Source organism: Kitasatospora sp. NPDC053308, from assembly GCF_055585785.1.
The window spans coordinates 171,074-191,879 of sequence record NZ_JBVJJY010000005.1; the positions used below are offsets into that span (position 1 = coordinate 171,074).

The 20,806-nt window shown below is 75.5% G+C and carries 14 protein-coding genes; 10 read left to right on the forward strand and 4 right to left on the reverse strand.

The features are described 5' to 3' along the window. The first annotated feature begins 95 nt into the window (after window positions 1–95). Complete coding sequence (locus ACZ6Y7_RS14145; RefSeq protein WP_402219103.1) at window positions 96–827, forward strand: ferritin-like fold-containing protein; 732 nt, start codon at window positions 96–98, stop codon at window positions 825–827. A 27-nt stretch (window positions 828–854) separates the two neighbouring features. Here ACZ6Y7_RS14145 and ACZ6Y7_RS14150 read toward each other — a convergent pair whose 3' ends face one another. From ACZ6Y7_RS14150 to ACZ6Y7_RS14160, 3 genes are all read right to left on the reverse strand, one after another. After that, window positions 855–1,181 carry a hypothetical protein gene (locus tag ACZ6Y7_RS14150; protein ID WP_465758168.1) on the reverse strand — a complete coding sequence of 109 codons (327 nt, stop codon included), beginning with the start codon at window positions 1,179–1,181 and terminating at the stop codon, window positions 855–857. Window positions 1,182–1,320: 139 nt separating this feature from the next. Continuing rightward, window positions 1,321–1,548 (reverse strand): DUF3107 domain-containing protein, encoded by a 228-nt coding sequence (locus ACZ6Y7_RS14155; RefSeq protein ID WP_360259579.1) that lies wholly within the window; start codon window positions 1,546–1,548, stop codon window positions 1,321–1,323. Between the two features lie 131 nt (window positions 1,549–1,679). Further along, a complete protein-coding gene (locus ACZ6Y7_RS14160) occupies window positions 1,680–2,342 on the reverse strand; it encodes a TetR/AcrR family transcriptional regulator (protein ID WP_465758169.1) in 663 nt (220 codons plus the stop codon). A gap of 220 nt (window positions 2,343–2,562) precedes the next feature. On the opposite strand from ACZ6Y7_RS14160, the gene ACZ6Y7_RS14165 reads away from it, so the two are divergent. The 5 genes from ACZ6Y7_RS14165 (at window position 2,563) to moeZ (ending at window position 9,163) form a co-directional block, all read left to right on the forward strand. After that, entirely contained in the window at window positions 2,563–3,465 is a 903-nt protein-coding gene (locus ACZ6Y7_RS14165; protein ID WP_465758170.1) for an alpha/beta fold hydrolase, read from the forward strand. A 388-nt stretch (window positions 3,466–3,853) separates the two neighbouring features. Further along, on the forward strand, window positions 3,854–5,488 hold the full coding sequence (locus ACZ6Y7_RS14170; RefSeq protein WP_465758171.1) for a DUF3492 domain-containing protein: 1,635 nt from the start codon (window positions 3,854–3,856) through the stop codon (window positions 5,486–5,488). A 62-nt stretch (window positions 5,489–5,550) separates the two neighbouring features. Beyond that, complete coding sequence (locus ACZ6Y7_RS14175; RefSeq protein WP_465758172.1) at window positions 5,551–6,633, forward strand: hypothetical protein; 1,083 nt, start codon at window positions 5,551–5,553, stop codon at window positions 6,631–6,633. A gap of 100 nt (window positions 6,634–6,733) precedes the next feature. Next, window positions 6,734–7,753, forward strand: a complete 1,020-nt coding sequence (locus tag ACZ6Y7_RS14180; RefSeq protein WP_465758173.1) for an NAD-dependent epimerase/dehydratase family protein — start codon at window positions 6,734–6,736, stop codon at window positions 7,751–7,753. Between the two features lie 231 nt (window positions 7,754–7,984). Then, a complete protein-coding gene (moeZ, locus tag ACZ6Y7_RS14185; RefSeq protein ID WP_465758174.1) occupies window positions 7,985–9,163 on the forward strand; it encodes an adenylyltransferase/sulfurtransferase MoeZ in 1,179 nt (392 codons plus the stop codon). Window positions 9,164–9,227: 64 nt separating this feature from the next. On the opposite strand, the gene ACZ6Y7_RS14190 is transcribed toward moeZ, so the two are convergent. Then, window positions 9,228–12,026 (reverse strand): flippase-like domain-containing protein, encoded by a 2,799-nt coding sequence (locus ACZ6Y7_RS14190; protein ID WP_465758175.1) that lies wholly within the window; start codon window positions 12,024–12,026, stop codon window positions 9,228–9,230. A 134-nt stretch (window positions 12,027–12,160) separates the two neighbouring features. On the opposite strand from ACZ6Y7_RS14190, the gene ACZ6Y7_RS14195 reads away from it, so the two are divergent. The 4 genes from ACZ6Y7_RS14195 to ACZ6Y7_RS14210 all read left to right on the forward strand — a co-directional run bounded on the left by ACZ6Y7_RS14195 (window position 12,161) and on the right by ACZ6Y7_RS14210 (window position 20,718). Next, complete coding sequence (locus ACZ6Y7_RS14195; protein WP_465758176.1) at window positions 12,161–12,574, forward strand: MGMT family protein; 414 nt, start codon at window positions 12,161–12,163, stop codon at window positions 12,572–12,574. 53 nt (window positions 12,575–12,627) lie between these two features. Then, a complete protein-coding gene (locus ACZ6Y7_RS14200) occupies window positions 12,628–16,053 on the forward strand; it encodes an ATP-dependent helicase (protein WP_465758177.1) in 3,426 nt (1,141 codons plus the stop codon). A gap of 76 nt (window positions 16,054–16,129) precedes the next feature. Continuing rightward, a complete protein-coding gene (locus ACZ6Y7_RS14205; RefSeq protein ID WP_465758178.1) occupies window positions 16,130–19,339 on the forward strand; it encodes a UvrD-helicase domain-containing protein in 3,210 nt (1,069 codons plus the stop codon). 194 nt (window positions 19,340–19,533) lie between these two features. Beyond that, window positions 19,534–20,718 (forward strand): PP2C family protein-serine/threonine phosphatase, encoded by a 1,185-nt coding sequence (locus tag ACZ6Y7_RS14210; protein WP_465758179.1) that lies wholly within the window; start codon window positions 19,534–19,536, stop codon window positions 20,716–20,718. Window positions 20,719–20,806: the final 88 nt, after the last annotated feature.

The following is a 20,806-nucleotide window of genomic DNA, read 5'->3' on the forward strand; positions in this document are numbered from 1 at the left end:
CCCCGGCGCGGGCCGCGTGATCAGGCGATCCGGCCGGTCACCGGGGTGCGGCCGGTGGTGGGGGAGACGGGCCGCCGGGACTAAGGTGACGAGTCATGGAGACCCATGGTGAGACGCAGGACGACGCCGCGGCCGGCTCGATCGGCGACTGGGCCGCGTGCTCGGCCGACCCCGGCTACCGGGCGGCGGTGCTGGATCTGCTCGGTGCGCTCGCGTACGGCGAGCTGAGCGCCTTCGAGCGGCTCGCCGAGGACGCCAAGCTGGCACCCGACCTCGCGGACAAGGCGGCCCTGGCCCGGATGGCCTCCGCCGAGTTCCAGCACTACCAGCGCCTGCACGACCGGCTCGCCGAGATCGGCGCCGACCCGCAGGAGGCGATGCGTCCCTTCGTCGAGCCGCTGGAGCTGTTCCACCGCATGACGGCCCCCTCCGACTGGCTGGAGGGCCTGGTCAAGGCCTACGTCGGCGACGCCATCGCGACCGACTTCTACCGCGAGGTGGCCGTCCGGCTGGACGACGACACCCGTGAGCTGGTGCTCGGCGTCATGTCCGACACCGGTCACGCCCAGTTCGCCGTCGACAAGGTGCGCGAGGCGATCGAGGCCGACCCGCGGGCCGGCGGGCGGCTCGCGCTGTGGGGCCGGCGGCTGATGGGCGAGGCGCTCAGCCAGGCCCAGCGGGTGGTCGCCGAGCGCGACGCGCTGTCCAACCTGCTCGTCGGCGGCGTCCGGGTGCAGGGCTTCGACCTGGTCGAGGTCGGCAAGATGTTCAACCGGATCACCGAGGCGCACACCAAGCGGATGGCCGCCCTGGGCCTGGCCAGCTGACCGCCCGCCCCGTCGGCCCGCCCCGCGCTACGCGGGCCGGTGCCGCCGCGGTGCGCGGTGGGTCCCGGCGCGGTGCGGGTGGTGCCGGTGGGCGGGGGCCCGCCCGGCCGCGAGGTCGGGCCGGGCCAGCAGCGAGGTGAGGACGCCCGAGGCCAGTGCCGAGGCCGCCACCGACGCCGCCGGGTAGTGCCCGTCCAGGCAGAAGTGCGCCACGACTCCGCCGACCAGCGCCGCCGCCGGCGCGGTGCCGAGGGTCAGCGCGCGGGCCGCCCGGTAGTACCCGGGCAGGGCCAGCAGCGCGGCGCCGCCCGTGACCAGGCCGACGAGGGCGAAGGCGATCGACTCGACCAGCAAGAGTGCCTCCCGGGGGGACGGGCGCGCGGCACCGTCGCCGCACCTGCCGCCCTACCCGGTCCCACCGGTCCGTACACGCGACGGTGCCCCGCTCCCTCACGGGAACGGGGCACCGGGAACGACCTGCTCGGGCGGCGCCTCAGAGGGTGCCGAAGCCGACCTTGCGGACGGCTTGCTCGCCGATCTCCACGTACGCCAGGCGCTCGGCCGGGACGATGACGCGACGGCCGTGCTCGTCGGTCAGCGTGAGGAGCTTCTCCGGGCCCTCCAGCGCCTTCGCGACCGCGCTCTGGACCTCATCGGCAGTCTGCGAGCTCTCGATCACGATCTCGCGCGGCGCGTTCTGCACGCCGATCTTGACCTCCACGGCTTCCGTCCCTCCGGGGTTGCAGCCTCCACGCGCGGGCACCGGACCGCCTGGAACAAGCGTTCGCGGCGACCGCGCCGTACGGCTTCACCATAGAGCACCGGATCACCGGCCAGGCGAAGGTCGTCCGATCACCCCTGGTGGGCGGCAGCCTCCCCGGGCAGCTCGCCCGGGTGCATCGGGAAGCCCTTCAGGCCGCGCCAGGCCAGGCTGGCGACCAGCCGCACCGCCTCGTCGCGCGGGATCTCCAGGCCCTGGGACAGCCAGTAGCGGGCGGTGATCTGGGCCAGGCCGCAGACGCCGGCGGCGAGCAGCTTGGACTCCGCCTCGGGCAGGTCGGTGTCCTCCTGGATCACCTTGCTGACCAGCGTCGCGCTCGCCTCGGAGGCCCGCTCGACCCGCTCGCGCACGGCCGGCTCGTTGGTCAGGTCCGACTCGAAGACCAGGCGGAAGGCGCCCGACTCGCTGGAGACGTAGTTGAAGTACGCCTCCATGGTGTTGGCCACGCGCTGCTTGTTGTCGCTGGTCGTCGACAGCGCCTCGCGGGTCGACTCGACCAGGGCGTCGCAGTGCTTGTCCAGCAGCGCCAGGTAGAGCTCCAGCTTCCCCGGGAAGTGCTGGTATAGCACCGGCTTGCTGACCCCGGCACGGTCGGCGATGTCGTCCATGGCGGCCGCGTGGTAGCCCTGCGCGACGAACACCTCCTGGGCGGCACCGAGCAGTTGTTCACGGCGGGCGCTTCGCGGCAGGCGGGCACCGCGCGGGCGCTCCTGCGCCTCCTGGATGGCCGTCACGGCGCTCCTCACTTCGGGTCTGTTCGGGGCTGGCAAGATGGCCGATTCTACTTTTCGGTAACCGCGCCCGCGTCTGGCGAAGGCGAGAAAAGAGGTCGTCCTGGTTGTCAGGAGCCCACAATACGGCGCTGACCTCGGCCCCGGCAGTGGTGTGACGGCGGAACCGGGACGGCCCGCCGGCCCGGGTGCTGCCGGCCCCGGCTCACTACCATCGTCCACCATGAGCAGCGCTGAGCAGCAGGTACGTACGGTCGAGGTCCCCGGCGCGGTGCTCGCGGTGCACCGGCCCGCCGAGGAGGGCGCCGCCGACGGGCGCGAACCCGGCCTCTTCGTCCACGGGCTCGGCGGCTCGGCCGCCAACTGGACGGCCCTGATGGAGCGGCTCGCCGGCCTGGTCGACGGCGAGGCCGTGGACCTGCCGGGCTTCGGGCGCTCGCACCCGCCGACCGACGGCAACCTCACCGTCTCCGGCCACGTCCGCGCCGTGATCGGCTACCTGGAGGCCGCCGGCCGCGGCCCGGTCCACCTGTTCGGCAACTCCCTGGGCGGCGCGGTGGCCGTGCGGCTCGCCGCGCTCCGGCCGGACCTGGTACGCAGCCTCACCCTGGTCTCGCCCGCCCTGCCCGAGGTGCCCCCGCAGCGCTCCGCGTGGTCGACCGGCCTGCTGGCGGTGCCCGGGGTGCCGGCGGTGCTGCGCCGGCTGGCGGCGAACCGGCGCGACGTCGAGGCGGCCACCGAGGACCTGCTGCGACTGGTCTACGGGGACCCGGCGAGCCTGAGCCCGGCCGCCCGGGCCGAGGCGGTCGCCGAGTACCGGCGCCGGCTGGAGGTGCCGCACGCGATGCAGGCGCTGATCGGCTCCGCCCGCGGCATCGTCTCGGCGTACACCGAGCGCGGCGACCAGGCGCTGTGGCGGCAGGCCGAGCGGGTGGAGGCGCCGGTGCTGCTGGTGTACGGGCTGCGCGACAAGCTGGTCGGCTACCGGTCGGCCCGCCGCGCCTGCGCGGCCTTCGCGGACGCCCGGCTGCTGGTGCTGCCGGACTCGGGGCACGTGGCGATGCTGGAGCACCCCGACGCGGTCGCCCGCGCGGTGCGGGAGCTGATCGCGCACACCGCGGGCTGAGCACCCGGGCACGCGGGCGGCCGCGGACACCGGGCGGTAACGGCCCGGTTCGGGCCGAGGTCACGGCGTTTCACTCGTTCAGGTGGCAGCCAGGCATGTGACCGATGGATTGCCCGGAGCCGGTCCTACCTTTCTGCTGTCGGACCGAACAGGTGTGGGGGAGCCCGCGGCCGCCGGAGGAACCGGAGGAAGGTCGCGGCCAGGGGCCCGGCGACCCGGGCCCGAACGCCGGGGCGGGCGGGCGCCCCCGCCCGGTGCGGAACGCGGCACGGCCGCGGCCGTGCCCGCCGCCGCGCGGCGGCCTCCCCGACCCCGCCCGGGCCGCTCGGCCGTCCGTCGATCCGTCCGTGATCCGCCCGCGAATCCCACTCTGCCCTGGAGGTCTCCCGTGCGCGTTGCCCTGCTCACCGAGGGTGCCCCTGCGCATCCCCAGCGTGGCGCCGGAGGCTGGTGCGAGCGGCTGGCCGAGGGCCTGCCGGAGCACGAGTTCGAGCTGTACCTGCTGACCGGGCCGCAGGACCTCGGCGGCGTCGAGCGGCTGTCGCCGGTCTGGCACGGCGCGCGGGACCTCGCGCTCCGGGGCCGCAGGCCGGGCGGCCGGCCGCCCGGCGCGCTGCGCAGACGCCGGTACGCCGGCGCGTACGAGCAGCTGGTGCGGGCACTCGTGCTGCCGGCGGAGCGGGCCGGTTTCGGCCCCGGCCTGTACCGGCTGGCGGCGGCGGCCAGGGAGGACGGCTCGCTGCCCGCCTTCCTGGCCTCCGCGCACGCCCGCCGGATCCTGGAGCGGACCTGGCGGCTGCCCGGTGCGGACACCTCGGCCGGGCAGCCGTTGGTCCGGGACGTGCTGGTCGCGGCCGACCTGCTGGAGCAGTGCCTGCGGCCGCTGTCCGCGCCCTGGTACGGCACCGGAGCGGGCGGACTCGGCGCGGCCGACCTGTGCCACGTGGTCGGCGGCGGGCTCGCCGCCCTGCCCGCCCTGGTGGCCCGGCAGCTGCACGGGGTGCCGTTCGTGGTCACCGAGCACGGTCTCCACCTGCGGGAGCAGTACCTCGGCCGGCCGCCCCGGGGCGGGTGGGCGGGCCGCGAGTCGCCGTACCGGTGGCCGGTGCGGGCGCTGCTGCTGTCCTTCTTCCGGGCGCTCACCGCGGAGACCTACCGGCAGGCGGCCGTGCTGACCCCCGGCAGCGAGCACGACCGGAAGTGGCAGCACCGCTGCGGGGCCGACCCGGAGCGCACCCGGGTGGTCCCCGAGGGGACGCCGGCGGTGGACCGCCCGGCCGCCGGACCGGAACCGGCCGCGCCCACCCTGGTCTGGGCGGGCGCGCTGGAGCCCGGCCGGGACCCTGAGCTGGCGCTGCACGCCCTCGCCCTGGTCCGGGCCGACCTGCCCGGTGCCCGGCTGGTGCTGTACGGCGAGGAGGCGGCGCCCGGCTACCGGGCGCACTGCGCGGCGGTGGCCGAACGGCTCGGGGTTGCCGGGGCGGTGGACTTCGCGGGGCGCCCGCGGACGCTCGCCCAGGTCTGGGAGGCGGGCACGGTGGCCGTCTTCTCGGCGCTCTCCCAGCGCCGCCCCGGGCTGCTGGCGGACGCGATGCTCAGCGGCCGGGCCGTGGTGTCCACCGACGTCGGGGTGGCCCGCGAGGCGGTCGGCCCGACCGGGCTGCTGGTGCCCGCGCGCGACCCGCGGGCCCTGGCCGGCGCCTGCCTGGCGCTGCTGCACGACGAGGAGCGGCGGGCCCGGCTCGGGCTGGCGGGACGGCTGCGGGCGCAGGAACGCTTCGCCGTCGAGCCGGTGATCGGTGCCTTCCGGGAGATCTACCTGGAGCTGGTCTCGCAGTACCCGGCCTTTCCGGTGGGCGGACCGGACGCCGAGGGCGGCCCGGTGCCGCGTCCGTTCGCCCGGCCCGCGGAGTACTGGCTCGCGGACGGCCGGGGGGCCGCCGGGCAGCCCGTCGCGCCGGTGCCCGCCGCCCAGCCCGCCGCGCCGGTGCCCGCCGGGCAGTCCCTCGTCGAGGCCGTCTGATGTCCGGCCCAGGCCCAGGCCCAGGCCCAGCCCCAACCCCCACCCCGGCCCCAGGCCCCGCGGTGCTCGGCGGCAGCGCGGACCCGGTGCGCGAGGTGATGGCGGAGTACCGGGAGCTGTGCGAGCGCGCCGTCGATCCGCTGGAGATCGCCGCCGGGCTGGAGGAGGCCGGGCTCGGCCCGGACGCCGCCGCCCGCTGCCGGCACGCCGACCTGTTCTCGCTCGCCGAGGAGCTGTACGCCCGGGTGCCCCGCCGCCCGCCACCGCCGGGGCCGGCCGGGCCGCGGCGGCGCGGGGCCGACGCGCGGGCCGCGCTGACCGCCGCGGCGCTGGCCGTGCCGCCCTGCGCGGCGGTGGCCGTGCTCGGCGCCCGGTGGCCGGTGCTGCTGTGCGCCGCCGTACCGCTGGTGCTGCTGCCCGCGCTGACCGCGCCGCCGCCCGCCGACCCGGGCCCGCCGTTCGCGGTGCCGGCCTGCCCGGCGGACGCCCTCGGGCCGGTGCCGGTGAGGGGGTCGCGCCGGCCGGCCGGGCCCGGTCGGCACCCGGCCGTGTTCGGCTACGGGCTGGGGGTGGCCGCGCTGCTGCTGCTCCCGCCGGCCGCCCCCGGCGGGGACCGGCCGCTGGCCGTCGGGCTGGTGCTGGCGGCGGCGGTGTCGGCCGGGTCCGCCGAGCGGGCGGCCCGGTGGTACCGGCAGGTCGGCCGCGGCCATCTGGGCGCGGCGGCCACCCTGGCCGAGTTCCGGGCCCGGATGCGGCCGGTGCTGCCGGTCGCGATCGCCCTGCACCTGGCGGTGCTCGCGGTGCTGAGCTGCGCCGCGCTGGCCGTGCTGGCCGTCGTCGCACCGCGCCCCGGCCCGGGCCACGGCGGCGGGCTGCTGCACCTGGCGGCCGAGCGGGCGGGCCCCGTGTGGTGGGCGGCCCAGGGTGTGCTGGGACTGCTGCTGGCGCTGCCGGCGCTGCTGGCCCGCTGCGGCCGGACGACGGCCGCCGCGCTGGGTGCGTCGGCCGGGCCCGCCGCCGCGCTCGGGCTGCTCGCGCTGGGCCGGCCGCTGCCCTGGGCCCTGCTGCTCGGCGGCGGCGCCGTCGCCGCGGCGCTGCTGGGGTACGCCGGGGCGGTGCTCGGCCGGGCCGGCTCGCACCGCTGATCCGCCCCGTGCCGCCCGGCCCCGATCCGTGTTTCGTCCGTTCGTTGATGTCAGATCGCCAGGTCGTCCCCCGACCTCGCTTCGTGGAAGGACACCCCCGATGAGGGTGCTGCTGCTGGGCGCCGACGGCTTCATCGGCCGCCGGGTCACCGACCGTCTGCTGATGGACCAGGAGTTGCAGGTGACGGTGCTCGGCCGGCGCGACTCGGCCGACATCCGCTTCGACCTGACCACCGGGAGCCCGGGCGCGCTGGCCCGTTTCCTGGACGCGGTCGCGCCGCAGGTGGTGATCAACTGCGCGGGCGCCACCTACGGCAGCTCGCGCACCCTGATCCGGTCGAACACGCTGGCCGTCGCGACGGTCTGCGAGGCGATCCGGCGCAGCCGGGAGCCGGCCCGCCTGGTGCACGTCGGCTCGGCCGCCGAGTACGGCCCGGTGCCCGGCGGGGTGCCGGTGTCCGAGCAGGCCGAGCCGCGGCCGGTCGGCCCGTACGGGGTGTCCAAGCTGGCCGGGACGGAGCTGGTACTGGCCTCCGGGCTGGACGCCGCGGTGCTGCGGGTCTTCGACGTGGTGGGCCCGGGGGCGCCGACCGCCTCGCTGTTCGGCCGGCTGGCCGAGGGCCTGCGGCGGGCGCTGGAGCGCGACGAGCACCAGGTGCGGATGCCGGACCTGTCCGGATACCGGGACTTCGTGGACGTCCGGGACGTCGCGCGGGCCATCCAGGCGGCCGCGGTGTCGGCGGCGACCGGGGTGATCAACATCGGCAGCGGGCACGCCGTCCGGGCCCGGGACGCGGCCCAGCTGCTGGTGCGGGCCGCGGGCTTCGAGGGGTCGATCGTCGAGGAGAACCGGCAGGTCCTGCTGCCGGCGCAGGTCGGCGGGGCGGGCGGCGACCACCTGTCCGGCCACCCGCACCAGTCCGGCCCGTACGTGCCGGGACACCTGCCGGGCCACCGGGCGGAGGGGCAGCGGCCGGAGGGCCGGGCGGTGCCGGGGGAGCCGGTGCCGTGGCGGCAGGCGGACGTGCGCACCGCCCGGGACCGTCTCGGATGGCGGACACAGGTGCCGCTGGAGGAGTCGCTGGGGGACGTCTGGCTGGAGACGGCCTGTCGGGTCTGAGCCCGCCCCGCAGGTGCTCCGAGCCCGTGTCCGGCGGGCTCGGAGCACCTGCGGGGCCCCGGTGGGCGGTTCCACGATCCGGCGCCGCCCGTCTCGCCCATCGGACGGGCTGTCTCGGAATAGCGGGCGGGCGTGACACTGTTGGCCTAGACAGCCACCCGCGTGGCGGAGCAACAACCCCACACCGAGGCTGGCCCTGGCCACCCGAACAAGACACCCATCGGAGTCCCCGTGTCGTTGCCACCCCTGGTCGAGCCGGCCGACGAGCTCACCGTCGATGAGGTCCGCCGGTACTCCCGCCACCTGATCATCCCCGACGTGGGCATGGCCGGGCAGAAGCGGCTGAAGAACGCGAAGGTGCTCTGTGTGGGCGCCGGCGGTCTCGGCTCGCCCGCCCTGCTGTACCTGGCCGCGGCCGGTGTCGGCACGCTGGGCATCGTCGAGTTCGACGTGGTGGACGAGTCCAACCTGCAGCGGCAGATCATCCACGGCCAGTCGGACGTCGGCCGCTCCAAGGCGGAGTCGGCCCGGGACTCGGTCAAGGAGATCAACCCCTACGTCGACGTGGTGCTGCACGAGGAGCGCCTCGACAACTCCAACGTCCTGGAGATCTTCTCCGGCTACGACCTGATCGTGGACGGCACGGACAACTTCGCCACCCGCTACCTGGTGAACGACGCCGCGGTGCTGCTCGGCAAGCCGTACGTGTGGGGCTCCATCTACCGCTTCGACGGCCAGGCCAGCGTGTTCTGGGCCGAGCACGGCCCCTGCTACCGCTGCCTCTACCCGGAGGCCCCGCCGCCGGGCATGGTCCCCTCCTGCGCCGAGGGCGGCGTGCTGGGCGTGCTGTGCGCGTCCATCGGCTCGATCCAGGTCAACGAGGCGATCAAGCTGCTGGCCGGCATCGGCGACCCGCTGGTCGGCCGGCTGATGATCTACGACGCCCTGGAGATGAACTACCGCCAGGTCAAGGTCCGCAAGGACCCGAACTGCGCGATCTGCGGTGAGAACCCGACGGTCACCGAGCTGATCGACTACGAGGCCTTCTGCGGCGTCGTGTCGGAGGAGGCCCAGGCCGCCGCCGCCGGTTCGACCGTCACCTCGGCGCAGCTCAAGCAGTGGCAGGACGAGAAGGAGGACATCTACCTCATCGACGTCCGCGAGCCCGGCGAGTACGAGATCGTCAACATCCCCGGCGCGGTGCTGATCCCCAAGAACGAGTTCCTGATGGGCGACGCGCTGGAGAAGCTGCCGCAGGACCGGAAGATCGTGCTGCACTGCAAGTCGGGCGTGCGCTCGGCCGAGGTGCTGGCCGTGGTGAAGGCCGCGGGCTTCGCCAACGCCGTGCACCTGGGCGGCGGTGTGCTCGGCTGGGTGAACCAGATCGAGCCGCACAAGCCGGTCTACTAGGAGACCGCCGACGAGAAGGGGCCCCGCCGGTCGGCGGGGCCCCTTCCGGTGCGTCCCGGGCGGCTCAGAGCGCGTTCCTGCGCTGCAGCACGTTGTAGGCGATCCAGCCCGGCAGGACGGGCAGCCAGAAGGTGAGCGCCCGGTAGAGGAAGACCGCCGGGGTGGCGACCGCGGGGGACACGTCCGCGACGGTCAGGGCGCCGATCAGGGCGACCTCGACCGGGCCGATGCCGCCGGGGGTGGGGATCGCCGAGCCAGCCGCGTTGGCGGTCAGGAAGACCACCGCGACCGCCGAGAAGCTGACGTCCCCGCCGAAGGCCTGCACCGAGAAGTCCAGGCAGGCGGTGAAGGAGAGGGTCAGCAGCAGGATGCCGCCGAAGCCGGTGATCAGCTTGCTGGGCGTCTGCATCAGGTCGAGCATCCGCGGCACCACGCCGAAGAACAGCGAGCGCAGCCGGCCCAGCACGAACCGGCGCAGCGGCGCGACGGCCGCCACCACCAGGGCGAGCACGGCGGCGGTCAGCACGCCGATGATCACCGCGCGGGAGGCGGAGAGGTCGCCGTTGGTCTGGCTGCCGGTGATCAGGCCGAAGCTGAACAGCAGCAGCAGGTGCCCGGCCAGGCCCGCCAGCTGGGAGGCCCCGACCGAGGCGACCGCCTGGCCGGAGCGGATGCCGGCCCGCTGCAGGTAGCGGGTGTTGAGCGCGATGCCGCCGATCGCCGCGGGCGCGACCAGCTTGACGAAGGAGCCGGCCAGCTGGGCGGCGACGGTGCGCCGGAACGGCAGCCGCTCGGGGACGAAGCCGGTCAGGCTCATCGCGGCGGCGACGTAGCTGAAGGCGGCCGCGAGCAGCGCGGCCGCCGCCCAGGCCCAGTTCATCTGGGAGAGCTTGAGCTGCGCCGGCTTGATGGTGGTCAGGGCCAGGTAGGCGGCGAAGGTGAGCGCGATCACCATGATCAGGCTCTTCGGCTTCAGCCGTTCCAGCTTGGCCGGCTCCATCGGTGCCTCGGGGGCGATCTGCAGGATCTGGCCGCGGATGCGGCTGAGCAGGTCCTCGCCGGCCGCCGCGATGTCCTCCTCGGCCTGCTGCTGGGTGCGCTCGCCGGCGGCGACCTGCTCCAGGGCCTTGGCCCGGGCGGTGGCCTTGCGCTCCTTGCTGAGCTTGGCGAGGTCGACCCTGGTGGAGCGGCTCATCCCGACCGGCTGGAGCAGCGGCAGCGCCTGGGCGACCCGCTCGGCGCCGAGCACCGCGTTGGCGGTGGCGACGGCCCGCTCGGGGCCGATCCGCAGCGCGAAGGTGGTGAGCAGCTGGGCGACGTCGATGCGCAGGGTCAGGTCGGTGGCGGCGATGTCGCCGCCGGAGAGGTTGACCAGGCAGCCGGTCTTCTCGTCCACCACCAGCAGCGACTCGCCGGTCAGCCGGCGGTGGGCGATCCGGCGCTCGTGCAGGGCGGACACCGACTGCCAGACGGAGGCCATCACGAGGTCGGTGATCTCGTCGTCGGCCAGTTCGTCCAGGGTGCGGCCCTCGACGTTCTCGTACACCAGGATCGCGGCGTCCGGGCCGAGCTCGGAGGTGGCGACCAGCTGCGGCGCCCGGGCGCCCGAGGCGGCCGCCGCGTACGCGATCAGGGCCTCCTGCTCCAGGGCCTGGCGCAGCGACTGCGGGCTGCGCCGCACCGCGACCGACCGCAGCCGCAGCCGCCGCCAGGCCCGGTAGAAGAAGCCGGAGGCCTGCTGCTCGCGGTCGATGATGTGGACGTCCAGGGGCGGGCCGCCCTGCTGGGTCACGTAGTAGCGGCGGGTGCCGCCGGGGGCGTCGGGGGCGCGGCTGGCGCCGTCCGGGGTGAAGCCGACCTTGCGCAGGCCGATCATCAGGTGCTGGCCGGTGGGCCGGATGTTGGGGGAGCCGATCGCGTACAGCGTGCCGTAGGCGACGGACCAGCCGATCAGCACGGTGAGCATCAGCGACAGCGGGGTGGTGTAGCCGCCGAGGAGTTCGGTGACGCCGCTGAAGACGACCACCACCCACAGGGCGACCCGCCAGCGGGGTCTGCTCGACATGCCGACGGCGGTCATGTAGGCGATGACCGGCGCGAGGTAGCCGTGCACCGGGTCGGTGAGGGTGCCGTTGCTGTCCAGCGGCAGCCGGGTCAGCGCGTCGCGGATGTGGTCGGAGGCGCCCTCGGCCACCCACCAGTCGATGCCGAGCGAGACGCCGTACGCGAGCACCGAGGCGAGCACGCCGTCGGCGACCCGCAGGCCGTCGCGTTTGATCAGCCGCTCGACGGCGAAGGCCAGCGGCACGGCGAGCACCGCGACGCTGGAGACCAGGCCGGTGATGGTGGAGAGCACCGCGGAGAAGTGCGGCGCGTTGGTGGCGATGTCCTGCTCGATGCCGGTGGTGGTCGAGGTGGCGATGCCGGCCAGCACGAAGACGGCGACTATCCCGAAGACACCGACCAGGAAGCGGATCAGGTCGGACGGGCGGTGCGCGCGGGCGGCGAGCAGCGGCTCGTCGACGTCCAGGTGCGGGGCCTCGTCCAGCGGGTCCTGGTGGTCGGGCCCGGGCTCCGGGGCGGTCGGCGCCGGGACGGTCGGCTGCGGGGCGGTCGGTTGCGGGGCGGTCGGTTGCGGGGCGGCGACGGGCGCCTCGGGGCGGCCGGGCTGTCCGGCTCGTCCGGCGTGTTCGGGGGCCTCGGCGGGCGTGGGGGTCTTGATCGTCCGGTCCTTGATCAGGGAGACTTCCGGCGTCGGCCCCTGCTCGGGCCGGCCCTCGGTCCCGCCGTCGGAGGCCGGGGGCACGGCGGCGGCGGACTCGTCGGAGTCCTTGTCCACGCCCACGTCAGCCGTCCCGGTCATCTGGTCTTGTCCTCGTATCACCACTCACCGCCCCGAAGATGGTGGCATGCCCCGGCCCCCCGTGCCGGACAGGGGGCGGATCGGGCGCGGCGTTCCGTTCGTACCGCACCGCGGGTGCGTCCCTGTCAGGAAGAATGCCGCAGGTGACGGACGCAACACACGACGGCCTCCCGGACGACCTGCCGCCCTTCGCCGAACTGGTGCTCGACCTGACCGAGCGGATTCCACCCGGCAGGGTGATGACCTACGGCGACGTCGCCGAGTACCTCGGCCAGGGCGGGCCCCGGCAGGTGGGCCGGGTGATGGCCCTGTACGGCGGCTCGGTGCCCTGGTGGAGGGTCATCCGCGCGGACGGCCGCCTCCTGCCCGGACACGAGCAGCGCGCCCTCGCCCACTACGGCGAGGAGGGCACCCCGCTGCGCGAACTCGCCGACCCGCCCCGGGTCGACCTCACGCGGGCCCGCTGGGACGGCCGGGAGACTTCCCCGAACTCCCCGCACTCCCCGCACTCCCCGAACTCAGCGAACTCCCCGCACGGACGGGATTGACGGAGGAGGATCGTAGGCTCGATGCGGGCGGGCCCCCGCGGGCCCGCCCCGCCATGCCCTGCCCGACCCCCTGGAACACGGTGACCTCCCCCTACCGGCTCGTGCGCAGCCCGCTCGTCCAGCCCGATCCGCCCGTGCTGGACGCCTACCAGCGTGCCGTGGTCGAGCACACCGACGGGCCGCTGCTGGTGCTGGCCGGGCCCGGCACGGGCAAGACCACCACCCTGGTCGAGGCGGTCGCCCGGAGGATCGAGCGCGGCACCGACCCCGAGCGGATCCTCGTCCTCACCTTCAGCCGCAAGGCCGCGATGGAGCTGCGCGACCGGATGTCCGGCCGGCTCGGCGGTTCGGCCGCCGCCCCGCAGGCCACCACCTTCCACTCCTTCTGCTACGCCCTGCTGCGCGCCCACCAGGACCCGGCCGACTACGCCGAGCCGCTGCGGCTGCTCTCCGGCCCCGAGCAGGACGTCATGGTCCGCGAGCTGCTGGCCGGCGGCGCCGAGGACGCCCGGCTCGGCAGCTCCCGGATCGCCTGGCCGCTGGACCTGCGGGCCTGCCTGACCACCCGCGGCTTCGCCGACGAGGTCCGCGCCGTCCTCGCCCGCAGCCGCGAGCTCGGCCTCGGCGAGGCCGAGCTGGAGCGCTTCGCCGAGGGCGTCCAGCGCCCCGACTGGGCCGCCGCCGCGCACTTCCTGGCCGACTACCTCGACGTGCTCGACCTGCGCGGCGTCCTCGACTACGCCGAACTCGTCCACCGCGCCGTGCTGCTCGCCGAACGCCCCGAGGTCGGCGAGGAACTGCGGCGGCGCTACGACGTCGTGTTCGTCGACGAGTACCAGGACACCGACCCGTCCCAGGTGCGGCTGCTGCGCCGGCTCGCGGGCGGCGGACGGGACCTGGTCGCGGTCGGCGACCCCGACCAGTCGATCTACGCCTTCCGCGGCGCCGACATCAACGGCATCCTCGACTTCCCGCAGACCTTCCGCCGCGCCGACGGCGAACCCGCCGAGGTCAAGGTGCTGCGGGTCTCCCGGCGCTCCGGCGCCCTGCTGCTCGCCGCCTCCCGGGAGCTCGCCCGGCGGATGCCGATGGGCCGGCTGCCCGCCGACAAGCTCGCCCAGCACCGCGCCCTGCTGCCCTCCCGCGAGGGCGGCCGGGTCGAGGTCTACACCTACCCGACCCCCGGCGCCGAGCTCGACTCGATCGCCGACCTGCTGCGCCGCGCCCACCTGGAGGACGGTGTGCCCTGGGGCGAGATGGCCGTGCTGGTGCGGGCCGGTGCCCGCTCCATCCCCGGCGTGCGGCGGGCGCTCGGCGCGGCCGGCGTCCCGCTGGAGATCGACGGCGACGACCTGCCGCTGCGCGAGGAGCCCGCCGTCGCCCAGCTGCTGCTCGCCCTGCGGGTCTGCGCCGAGCAGGCGGCCCGGCAGTCCGCCCGCGACCGGTGGCCCGGGCCCGGCCCCGGTTCCGAAGCCGGGGCAGGGGCCGACCAGGCCGGGGACGGTGCCGCGGGGGACGGTGCCGGCGCCCCCGACCCGCTCACCACCGACCGCGCGCACGCCCTGCTCACCGGTCCGCTCGGCGGCCTCGACGGCTCCGACCTGCGGCGCCTGGGCCGCGCCCTGCGCGAGGAGGAACGCGCCGCCCTGCGCGCCGAAGGCCGTCCCGCCGTCGCCCCGCGCCCCGCCGGCGAGCTGATCCGCGAGGCGCTCGCCGAGCCCGAGCGGCTGGTCGCCCTCGACCCGGCCTACGCCCGCCGCGCCCGCGACCTGGGCACCCTGCTGCGCAAGGTCCGGGAGATGCTGGCCGGCGGCTGCACCGCCGAGGAGGCGCTCTGGGAGCTGTGGGACGGCAGCCGCCGCTGGCGCGAACGGCTGGAGCGGGCCGCCCTGCGCGGCGGCGCCGCCGGACGCAACGCCGACCGCGACCTGGACGCGCTGTGCGCCCTGTTCGAGACCGCCGCCCGCGCCGAGGAACAGGTCACCGGCCACCGCAGCGCCCTCGACCTGCTCGCCGAGCTCGAAGCCCAGGACATCGCCGCCGACACCCTCACCGTCCGGGCCGTCCGCCCCGAAGCCGTCCGGCTGATGACCGCCCACCGCTCCAAGGGCCTGGAGTGGCGGCTGGTCGTCGTGGCCGGCGTCCAGGACGGGCTCTGGCCCGACCTGCGCCGCCGCGGCTCCCTGCTGGAGGCCGACCGGATCGGCCGCGACGGCCTCGCCGAACCGCTCTCCCCGGCCGCCCTGCTCGGCGAGGAGCGCCGCCTCTTCTACGTCGCCGTGACCCGCGCCAAGGAGCGGCTGATCGTCACCGCCGTCAAGGCCCCGGCCGACGACGGCGACGAACCCTCCCGCTTCCTGCGCGAGCTCTACCGCGAGGACGTCGACCCGCGCACCGGCAAGGTGGTGCGCCGCACCCCTCCCGTCACCGTCGAGGACGTCACCCACCGCCCGCGCCGTCCGCTGTCCGTCGCCGCGCTGGTCGCCGAGCTGCGCGCGGTCACCGTCGACCCGACCCGCTCGCCCGCGCTGCGCCGCGCCGCCGCCGAGCGGCTCGCCACCCTCGCCGCCGCCACCGACGAGGAGGGGCTGCCGCTGGTGCCCGCCGCCCGCCCGGAACGCTGGTGGGGAATGGACGACCCGACCGCCGCCGCCGAGCCGCTGCGCAGCGCCGACCTGCCGGTGCGGCTGTCCGGCAGCGGCCTGGAACAGCTGGAGAGCTGCTCGCTGCAGTGGTTCCTCGACAAGGAGGTCAAGGCGCGCGGCGCCGGCTCGGCCGCCCAGGGCTTCGGCAACGTGGTGCACGCGCTGGCCGACGAGGTCGGCTCCGGCCGCACCCCCGCGGACCTCGCCGTGCTCATGGAGCGCCTGGACACCGTCTGGGACGCGCTCGCCTTCGACGCGCCCTGGAAGTCCCAGCAGGAGAAGACCCAGGCCCGCGCCGCGCTGGAGCGCTTCCTCAACTGGCACGTCCTGGAACGCGGCCGGGACGTCGTCGCCACCGAGCACGGCTTCGACGTCACCCTCGACGTCGGCGGCGTCTCGGTGCGCATCCGCGGCTCGATGGACCGGGTCGAGAAGGACGCGGCCGGGCGCGCCTACGTGGTCGACTTCAAGACCGGCAAGCAGATCCCGACCGACAAGTCCCTGCCCGAACACAAGCAGCTCGCCGTCTACCAGCTCGCCGTCCGGGCCGGCGCCCTCAACGAGCTGCCCGGCTTCGCCGAGCACCCGCCGGCCACCGGCGGCGCCGAACTGGTCCACCTGCGCGAGCCCGCCGCCAGGGCCGACCAGGAGGCCCCCAAGGTGCAGCGGCAGGAACCGCCCGAGGGCGAGCCGTGGATCGAGAACCTGCTCGCCGAGGCCGCCGGGAAGGTCCTCGCCGAACGCTTCGTCCCGCAGACCGGCAGCGGCTGCGACCGCTGCGCCTTCCGCCGCAGCTGCTCCGCCCAACGCGACGGCGCGCAGCTGGTGGAGTAGCCGCGCGGCCGGGGAGTAGCCGGGGTCACTCCGGCCGGGAGTCCGGAGTGTCGGTTCCGCCCGTTAACGTTGCGGGGTGACCGCCGTGCTCAGCCATCCCGACCAGCTCAAGGAGCTGCTCGGGATCCCGTTCAACCGGGAGCAGATGGCGGCCATCGGCGCCCCCCTCGCCCCCGCCGTCATCGTGGCCGGGGCCGGCTCCGGCAAGACCACGGTGATGGCCGCCCGGGTCGTCTGGCTGGTCGGTTCCGGAGCCGTACGGCCCGAGGAGGTGCTGGGCCTCACCTTCACCAACAAGGCCGCCGCCGAGCTCTCCGAGCGGGTCCGGGCCGCCCTGCTGCGCGCCGGGGTCGCCGACCGGGACGCCGCCGAACCGCTCGGCGACCCGGAGATCTCCACCTACCACGCCTTCGCCGGCCGCCTCCTCAAGGAGCACGGCCTGCGGATCGGGATAGAGCCGGACGTGCGGCTGCTCGCCGACGCCACCCGCTTCCAGCTCGCCGCCAAGGTGCTGCGCACCGCCCGCGGCCCGTTCCCCGCGCTCACCGGCACCTTCGCCCACCTGGTGGCCGACCTCACCGCGCTGGACGCCGAACTCGCCGAGCACCTGGTCGAGCCGCAAGCCCTGCGCGACTTCGACGAGGAGCTGCTGGACACCCTCGCCACCGTCAAGCTGACCAACGACGACCTGCGGGCCGTCCCGGCCACCGCCCGGGCCCGGCTGGAGCTGCTGCGCCTGGTCGAGGAGTACCGGCGCCGCAAGCGCTCCGCCGGGCTGATGGACTTCGGCGACCAGATAGCCGCCGCCGCCCGTCTCGCCCAGCAGCGCCCGGAGGTCGGCGAGCTGCTGCGCGGCCAGTTCCGGGTCGTGCTGCTCGACGAGTACCAGGACACCTCCGTCGCCCAGCGCCTGATGCTCGCCGGACTGTTCGGCGCCGGCCCCGACGGCACGGGCAGCGGCCACCCGGTGACCGCCGTCGGCGACCCCTGCCAGGCGATCTACGGATGGCGCGGTGCCTCCGTCGCCAACCTGGACGAGTTCCCCCGACACTTCCCGCGGGCCGACGGCCGCCCCGCCGACCGCTACGCGCTCAGTGAGAACCGCCGCAGCGGCGGACGCCTGCTGGCCTTCGCCAACGACCTCGCCGAACCGCTGCGGGCGATGCACGAGGGCGTCGAGGCGCTGCGCCCGGCCCCGGGCGCCGAGCAGGACGGCTTCGTGCGGACCGCGCTGCTGCCCACCCACGCCGAGGAGGTGGACTGGCTCGCCGACTCGATCGCCCACCTGGTCCGCACCGGCACCGCGCCCGGCCGGATCGCCGTGCTGTGCCGTGGCGGCGCGGCCTTCCCCGACATCCACGCGGCGCTGGTCGCCCGCGAGGTGCCGGTCGAGGTGGTGGGTCTCGGCGGGCTGCTGCAGCTGCCCGAGGTGGCCGACCTGGTGGCGGTCTGCGAGGTGCTGCAGGACCCGACCGCCAACGCCGCGCTGGTCCGGCTGCTGATCGGTCCGCGCTGGCGGATCGGCCCGCGCGACCTGGCGCTGCTCGGCCGCCGGGCCGCCGACCTGGTCCGCACCGACCGGCCCGAGGGCGTGGAGGCGCTGGCCGCCGCCGTCGCCGAGGCCGACCCGACCGAGGTGGTGTCGCTGGCCGACGCGGTGGAGACCTTCCTGGAGCCCGACCAGCCGGACGAGCTGCCGTTCTCCGCCGAGGCCCGGGTGCGCTTCGCCCGCCTCGCCCAGGAGCTGCGGGAGCTGCGCCGCTCGCTGGCCGACCCGCTGATGGACGTGCTGCACCGGGTGCTGACGGTCACCGGCCTGGAGGTCGAACTGGCCGCCTCCCCGCAGGCGCTGGCCGCCCGACGGCGGGAGACCCTGAACGCCTTCCTGGACGTCGCCGCCTCCTTCAGCGATCTCGACGGCGACCCCGGCCTGGCCGCCTTCCTCGGCTTCCTGCGCGCCGCCCAGGAGTACGAGCGCGGTCTGGACAGCAGCCTGCCCGGCGGCGAGGACACCGTGAAGGTGCTCACCGCGCACAAGTCCAAGGGCCTGGAGTGGGACGTGGTGGCCGTTCCCGGCCTGGTGCGGGGCGCATTCCCCTCCTCGACCCCGCGCGAACGCTGGACCAGCGCCAAGCGGGTGCTTCCGCACGCCCTGCGCGGCGACGCGGCCACCCTGCCCGACGTGCGCGGCGGTTGGACGGGCAAGTCGATGACCGCCTTCAAGAGGGAGCTGGCCGAGCACTCCGCCACCGAGGAACTGCGCCTGGGCTACGTCGCGTTCACCCGCCCGCGCTCGCTGCTGCTGGCCTCCGGGCACTGGTGGGGCCCGAGCCAGAAGACCGTCCGCGGCCCGTCCGCCTTCCTGGAGCGGCTGCGCGAGCACTGCGAGCGGCCCGGCGCGGGGGAGGTCGAGCACTGGGCGGAGCAGCCGGAGAAGGGCGCCGAGAACCCGGCGCTGGCCGCCCCCGTCGACCGTCCCTGGCCGCTGCCGCTGGACCCGGCCGCCCAGCACGCCCGCCGCCGGGTCGCGGAGGTGGTGCACGCCCGGCTCGCCGGGGCGCCCGCCCGCGAGCCCGAGCCGATGACCCCCGAGGACCAGCGCCAGGTGGCCTCCTGGGACCGCGATCTGACCGCGCTGCTGGGCGAGTTGGAGCGCTCCCGGCGCACCGCGCGCGAGGTGCCGCTGCCGGCCGCGCTGTCCGCCACCCAGCTGCTGCGCCTGGCCGCGGACCCGGACGGCTTCGCCCGCGACCTGGCCCGTCCGATGCCGCGCCCCCCGCAGCCCGCCGCGCGGCGCGGCACCCGCTTCCACGCCTGGGTGCAGTCCAGGATCGAGCCGCTGCTGCTGGTCGAGCCGGGCGCGCTGCCCGGCGCCGACGACGACGGCATCGAGGACGAGCAGGACCTGGAGCGGCTCAAGGAGGCGTTCCTGCGCACCCCGTACGCGCAGCGCCGGCCGCACCGGGTCGAGGCGCCGTTCCAACTGGTGCTCGCGGGGCGGGTGGTGCGCGGCCGGATCGACGCGGTCTACCGGGACGGTGACGTGTTGTCAGGATCCAGTGGTGCGTCACGCTACGAAGTGGTGGACTGGAAGACCCACCGCGAGGAGACCGCCGACCCGCTGCAGCTCGCGGTCTACCGACTGGCCTGGGCCGAGCAGGCGGGCGTCGATCCCGAGCTGGTCACGGCTTCGTTCCTGTACGTCCGCAGCGGTCGAATCGTCCGTCCGGCAGGACTTCCCGACCGAAAAGAGTTGGAACGGCTCCTGATCGGGAACAGTGACTAATGAGTCACGCAGAGCACCCAAGTCATCACGCCTGTGCCCGAAACCTGTGCGTCGTGCACGTTTCGCGCCTATTGTGGGGTCGGTAACCGGTCAACCCCCGTGCTCCGGCCGCCAGCGAGGCCCGCATTCCCTAACCCACAGTCATCGCCGCAGGTGCCCCCGGGCATCGGCGTCTTCTGCTGGAGAAACCGACGTTGAGCGCGACCGGATGGATCAGAGAGCGGTTCACCGGGCCGACCCCGGGACCCGCCCCGGGCGCGACCGGCACCTGGCCGAGGACGGCGCTCGCGCTGCCGTTCATCGGCATGGCGCTGATCGTCGTCCTCGACTACCTCAGCGGCACCGAGGTGACGGTCGAACCCGCCCTCACCGCCGTACCCGCGCTGGCCGCCGTGGTCAGCCGGCGCACCTGGTACCCCTTCGTCATCGGCCTGTGCACCGAGGCCGCCGCCTTCCTGATGGCCTTCCGCAGCGACACGCTCGGCGAGTCCGTGCACGCCGCCAGCGTCATCGCCATCCTGCTCGTCGCCACCATCGGCTGGGTCAGCGCCACCCTGCGGCTGCGCCAGGAGCGGGCGCTGGCCGACGCCCAGCTGGTCGCCTCGATCGCCCGCCGGGTCCTGCTGCGGCCCGTCCCCGAGCGGGTCGGCACCGTCCGGGCCGCCGTGCACTACGAGGCCGCCGCCGCGCACGCCCGGATCGGCGGCGACCTCTACGAGGTGGTCAACACCCGGCACGGCGTCCGGGCCGTGGTCGGCGACGTGCGGGGCAAGGGCCTCGGCGCGGTCGAGACGGCCGCCGCCGTGCTCGGCGCCTTCCGCGAGGCCGCCCACCAGGAGCCCGCGCTGGACCGGGTGGCCGGCTGGCTGGCCGTCAGCCTCGACCGCGCCCTGCACGAGAACGACCACCCGGGCGTGGAGGAGGAGTTCGTCACCCTGGTGCTGATCGGCGTCGGGCCGGACGGCTCGGCGGAGATTGTCAACTGCGGCCACCCGGCGCCGCTGCTGCTCCGCGGCGACCAGGTCAGACCGCTCGAACTCGACGAGACCGTACCGCCGTTGGGCGTCCTCGACCCGGCCGACGTCCGCCCGCCGGTGCACCGGCTGCGGCTGCGCGGCGAGGATCGGGTGCTGCTGTTCACCGACGGGGTGATCGAGGCCCGCGACCGCGCGGGCGCCTTCTACCCGCTCGCCGAACGCTTCCCCCGCTGCGCCGACGGCCGCCCGGCCGACGTCCTGCAGCGCCTGCACGAGGACGTGGTGCGGCACGTCGGGCGCCAGCTCGGCGACGACGCGGCGATGCTGCTCCTGCAGTTCGACCCGTCGCCGGCGGCCGTCCTGCACGTCCCGCAGCAGGCCGGGGTCCTGACCAGGCAGTAGCGGGGGGCGCCCCCGGCGCCCATTCCAAGGGGAACCCAACCAGACACGGCCGGTGGTCCGACACCCCGGTGCGCGGCGCGGCCGCCGG

Bases quoted from the DNA above. Each gene is read 5' to 3' on its own strand.
- ACZ6Y7_RS14145 (WP_402219103.1), top strand. From the start codon at position 96: ATGGAGACCCATGGTGAGACGCAGGACGACGCCGCGGCCGGCTCGATC.
- ACZ6Y7_RS14165 (WP_465758170.1), top strand. From the start codon at position 2,563: ATGAGCAGCGCTGAGCAGCAGGTACGTACGGTCGAGGTCCCCGGCGCG.
- ACZ6Y7_RS14180 (WP_465758173.1), top strand. From the start codon at position 6,734: ATGAGGGTGCTGCTGCTGGGCGCCGACGGCTTCATCGGCCGCCGGGTC.
- ACZ6Y7_RS14190 (WP_465758175.1), bottom strand. From the start codon at position 12,026: ATGACCGGGACGGCTGACGTGGGCGTGGACAAGGACTCCGACGAGTCC.
- ACZ6Y7_RS14195 (WP_465758176.1), top strand. From the start codon at position 12,161: ATGCCGCAGGTGACGGACGCAACACACGACGGCCTCCCGGACGACCTG.
- ACZ6Y7_RS14200 (WP_465758177.1), top strand. From the start codon at position 12,628: ATGCCCTGCCCGACCCCCTGGAACACGGTGACCTCCCCCTACCGGCTC.